This window comes from Elusimicrobiota bacterium (assembly GCA_016180815.1).
GTDB lineage: Bacteria > Elusimicrobiota > Elusimicrobia > JACQPE01 > JACQPE01 > JACPAN01.
On record JACPAN010000030.1, the window covers coordinates 1 to 4,942 of the forward strand.

General features: G+C 54.8%; 5 protein-coding genes. 4 read left to right on the forward strand and 1 reads right to left on the reverse strand.

The genetic code is table 11. The features are described 5' to 3' along the window. Positions 1–476 precede the first annotated feature (476 nt). From HYT79_12225 to HYT79_12240, 4 genes are all read left to right on the forward strand, one after another. Complete coding sequence (locus tag HYT79_12225) at positions 477–1,607, forward strand: DUF21 domain-containing protein (protein ID MBI2071346.1); 1,131 nt, start codon at positions 477–479, stop codon at positions 1,605–1,607. Beyond that, a complete protein-coding gene (locus HYT79_12230) occupies positions 1,604–2,596 on the forward strand; it encodes a DUF21 domain-containing protein (GenBank protein MBI2071347.1) in 993 nt (330 codons plus the stop codon). Before HYT79_12225 ends, HYT79_12230 begins: the two co-directional genes overlap by 4 nt. Before the next feature lie 81 nt (positions 2,597–2,677). Further along, positions 2,678–3,322, forward strand: a complete 645-nt coding sequence (gene recO, locus HYT79_12235; protein ID MBI2071348.1) for a DNA repair protein RecO — start codon at positions 2,678–2,680, stop codon at positions 3,320–3,322. Continuing rightward, positions 3,294–4,196, forward strand: coding sequence for a glycine--tRNA ligase subunit alpha (locus HYT79_12240; GenBank protein MBI2071349.1), 903 nt, complete (start codon positions 3,294–3,296; stop codon positions 4,194–4,196). Before recO ends, HYT79_12240 begins: the two co-directional genes overlap by 29 nt. A gap of 43 nt (positions 4,197–4,239) precedes the next feature. Here the strand turns inward: HYT79_12240 and HYT79_12245 are convergent. Continuing rightward, positions 4,240–4,942, reverse strand: a 703-nt coding sequence (locus tag HYT79_12245; protein MBI2071350.1) for a VWA domain-containing protein, incomplete at its 5' end; no start/stop codon positions are given.

The window sequence follows — 4,942 nt, forward strand, 5'->3', positions numbered from 1 at the left end:
TATGAGAGAGCATTATGATTTCTCGAAGATGAAGGGAGAAAGGAATCCCTACCTATCCCGGCTCAAGCAGCCCATCACTATTCGTCTGGATAAAGGGACCGTGTTTTACTTTAAGAAGCTGGCAACCGAAGTCGGAATGCCTTACCAGAATTTGATCAACTTGTACTTGCGAGATTGCGCTTTGCATCACAAAAGGCTTGATTTTAAATGGATAGCATGAACGGGCGCTATTTTGAACCAGTCAACAGGGGTCAGGTATTAATAGGAGATAGGGACGCAGCTTAGTTTCTTAGTTGTTTAAGAGGAGTAAAGACAACCACCCTTCAATTCTTTGGTGTCTTTGGCGAAGGCGTCACCGGAATGGGGCCGGCCTGGATAAGGGCGGCCATTGGTGCTAAACTAAAAGCATCGCGAGTCCTTCTTTTCCTTCTGATCTTTTAGGGGCGGGGAGCGTTTTTTTATCTTCTCCTTGGGCCTTGGCTTGGGCATGGGCGTTTTGCGCTCTGGCCATGGCCGTCGTCAATTTCGCCGAGGCTTCCATCACCAGCCTTTCCGTCGCCAAGCTTAAGAGCCTGAAGGCGATTTACGGCGGCCCGTTTTGGATCGCGGCCCGGCGTTGGCTTGATCACCCCGAAGAATACCTGACCCTGCTTCTCTTTTTCCAAAACATGCTGGAAGTGCTGTTCGCTTGGCTGCTATTGGCGTGGCTCGCCCTGTGGTTTGAGATCGAGACGGTCCGGGATTTGGCGGCCTGGGTTTTTGGGGGAACGGTCAATCTTTTTTTCTTGACCATCTATCCCAAGGTGCTGGGCCGCAAGCTGTCTCACGGCATTTTGGGGGTTTGGATTTTGAGGATTCTCTACGGCTTGCTTCTTCCCTTTTATCCCTTCCTGCATTTTTTCTTTAAAGCCATCGCCCGACTTTCCGGCGCGCGGCTTCAGGCGGCCGGCACCTTAGGCAGGGGGGTGTACCTGTCCCTGGAGGAATTGCGCGAGCTGGTTGATTCGGCCCAAACCGTCGCGCCTTCGGGGTTAGGCGGCGCGAGCGTTGATTCTCAGGTTTTGGATCTTGAGCGCGGGGTGATGGATATGATGGGCCGCTACCTGCGTTTGAAAGACGTCCTTGTCCGGGATGTGATGACCCCTCGCTCGCGGGTATCCACCGTGAATTGGGAATCGTTTAAAAAAGCGCCGCCGGGCTCGCCGCAGAAAGAACGCGTTCTATTCACGTTGATGACGGACGGGCATACCCGGACGCTGGCTCTTTGGAACGACGTTCCGGCCGGCTATCTTCATATCAAGGATATGCTGGGCATGTTGGCCGAAGGGTTCGCGGGCGGCGCCGCTTCATCTCTGGACATGGAGGGCGGGGCATTGGCCGAGCGTTTGATTCTGCGGCCCATCCCGGCCGTCCACGCGCGGCAAAAGCTGATTAATGTGATCAACCTTTTGTTTCGCGGCTATCCGGTGGCTTATGTGACGGACGGCAACGAATGGACCGGCTTGATCACGGCCGAGGATTGCCTTGAAGAGATCACCGGGGAAATTTTGGATGAATTCGAGCACAGAAAACGCCCGCCCCGGCCCACCCGGGAGCCCGTCAGATGATGAGCGACGGACTGGCGTTCGCGGCCTTAATCGGTTTTGCCTGCTCCAACTCGCTGGAAACCGCGCTGCTGACCCTTTCGTTCGCCGAAGAAAAGAAGTTCGTCAAATCCCTCGGCCGCCGTCCTTTGTCGGCGCCGTTGGCGCGGTTTTATACGTATATGTTCGCGGAGTGGCGCAAGAACCCGACTTATTTTTTGACCGTTCTTTTGGTTTTTAACGCGGCTTTTTCCATGTTGTGGTGCGTGCTGGGATTGACGCGTTTTGAAGAGGTCCCGTTCACTCCTTTATTGGTGGGCGTCGCCTTGTTTCTGTTCGGCGAGCTGTTGCCCAAACTCCTGGCCAGGCGCTTCCCGGACAAAGTGGCGCTTTTATTTCTTCTTCCTTTATATGGGCCGATGGTCGCTTTGCGGCGCGTGCTTTCTCCGCTGGTTCGTTCATTCGAGCGTCTGACAAATTTGCATTTGCCCCGCTCCTTGGCCTATCCCTTCACCGCCAAGGAGATTAAAATGCTCTTGGCCGATCCTGAGCTCAATCAGGACTTGCGGCCGCGATCGCGGTTGATTCTGGAAACCATGGCGAATTTCTCCTCGCGGCGGGTCAAGGAGGCCATGCGTCCGGCCAAGGACGTTTTCGCGCTCGACGCGCGTCAAAGCGACATGAAAAAAATCGTGGCTTTGACGGCCGCGGCCGGGTATTCCAGAATCCCGGTCAGCCGCGACGGAACGCTGGATCAAACCATGGGCATTCTTTATGCAAAAGACATTTTGTTCACCTTCGCCACATCGGGGTTGCTGAATCTGCAAGACACGCTCAGGGATTGCCCGGCCGTGGATGAAAACGATCGTCTGGGGCAGGTCTTGCGGCGCTTCCAAAGGGAGGCCATCCACATCGCCCTGGTTAAGGATAAATCCGGCAAGGTCAAGGGCATCATCAGCCTCGAGGATATTTTGGAGAATATCGTCGGCGACATCAGGGATGAATATAAGTGAATTAAATGCATGTCCTACCGGACATGCATTTAATTCATCCTGAGCGAGCGAAGCGAGTCGAAGGATCTGATAGGAGTTTTGGTGTACATTGACGCGCACGCGATCGTGTTGAGCTCACAACCCTTGGGCGAATATGACGCCCTGGTGCGCGTGTTGTCGTTGGAGCACGGGTTGTTGAATTTGATTTTGCGGGGCGTCCGGCGGGGACAATCCAGGCTTAAAATCTTAAAAGAGCCGGGCATCTATGCCCGTCTTCATTGCTGGGCGCGCCCTGATGTCTCAGCTTTGCCCCAGTTATTGACCGGGCGGACCATCGAGATTTTTGACGGGCTTCGCCGGGATTTCGCTTTATTCGAGTCCATGCTCGGCTTATTGCGTTTTGGGGAGATGTTCTTGACGCCTTATGACACCCGGTCCGAAGAGAAGTTTCTTTTACTTTTGGAAACCTTGTCCCGTTTGACCTGCGGCGGCTGCCAAGAGGCCGCTTGGCCGGCTTTGGGTTTTAAGCTCAAAATGCTTGAACTTTCCGGCTGGCGTTTTTCCTCTTCCGAACCGGCGAGGGGCTTCTTAGATGCTAAGATGAGAGCGATTTGCGGGAGCCTTGAGCGAGGCGTTTTTCCGGCGGATGAGCCTGCGCCGCCGGAAGCCGCGCTGCGTCTGTTGGACGGTTACGCTCAGGGCCTTTCCGGTATTCGTTATGGCCATAACACCGCCCACGTTTCTTGACGTTGTCCGGCGCTTGGATGAATTTTGGCGCCGCCGCGGCGCGCTCAATGTTTTTCCTTGGGATTTGCCCAAAGGCGCGGCCACATTCTCCCCGTACACGTTTTTTTGGGCCTTGGATGAGGCCCCGCATCAAACCGCGTATTTGGAGCCCTGCCGCAGGCCCGGCGACGCCCGTTACGGGGATTCGCCCAATCGCTTGGGCCGCTATTACCAGTATCAGGTTTTTTTAAAGCCCGCGCCTAAAACCGTCCGCCGTCTTTACGAAGAGTCGCTCGGCATTTTGGGTTTTAAAGCCCAGGAGCATGAGCTCAGGTACATTGAAGACGATTGGGAGTCGCCGACGCTGGGCGCTTCCGGCGTGGGCTGGGAAGTGTGGCTGGACGGCTTGGAAATCACCCAATTCACTTACTTTCAAAGCTTCGCGGGTTTTGAGCTGCCCTTGATTCCGGTTGAAATCACCTACGGCCTTGAGCGCATCGCCATGTACCTGCAGAACGCGGCCTCCGTGTTCGATATCGTCTGGGATCACGGGGTGCGCTACGGTGATATTTTTCACAAACAAATGGAAAAAGAATTTTCCAAGTACCATTTCGAGCGTTTTGACGCCGCCCATGGCTTCGGGCTGTTCGATCATTACAATCATCAGGCCAAACTCCTGGCCGAGGAAGGCTTGATCCTGCCGGCTTATGAGTCGGTGATGCGCTGTTCCGAAATTTTCAACAATTTGGATGCCCGGGGCGCAATCACGGCGGAAGAAAGAAACCGCTTGATCGGACGCACCCGCGCCGCAGCCAAGGCCGTGGCCGCGGCCTATCTTAAGGGATTCGAGAAACCGGAAAATAAACCGCAAGCTCAGGCGGCCCCTCAAACATGAAACGCGCGGGTTCGGCTGTTGGCCATCAGTTTCTTTTCGAACTTCAAACGGAAGACATCCCGGCCCGTTTTTTGCCTTTGGCGCGGGCCTGGCTTAGCGATGCCGTCGAGCGTTGGCTGAAATCGCACGAGATTGCCCCGGCGCGCCGGCGGGTTTGGATCACGCCCCGGCGCATCGCCGTTGCGCTTGAGGGCTTACCCGAGGAAAAACCGGCCAAGCGCGTCAAGGTCGTCGGGCCAAAAATCGAGTCGTTGAAAGATGAAGCGGGGAATTGGCGGCCGGTTGTTTTGGGCGCTACTGCATTGTAGCCGTATACGCGCGCGTTAAGTTCGAGGTTTTCCGTGATAAAGTGGTTGGAGTTCAGGATGGCAAGTCCGAGCTGGCCTCCTGCGGGCGGCTGGTCTTCTGGTTTGCCGAAGAGGAGTTTGAGCCGTGACCGTTCTGTTGCTCTGAAGTAAATACCGTTGGTAATGTCAGCAATGCGGGTCATGAATTCTTCGTTCGTAATCGGGCCCACACCTACGGTGTAGATCCGTATGCCTGCATTGCTTGCCGCCTTTGCCGCTTCTTCTGCAACGCCTCCTGCCTGGGTTTTGCCGTCGGAAATGAGAATGATGTTTTTGCTTCCTGTGACGACGTCAAGCAGTGATATTGCTTTTATTAGTCCTATACCGATGAGTGTGCCGCCTCCGTCTTTGAGGCTTGCTATTCTGTCTTCGAGGTTTACTTTTTCGTATACTTTTGAA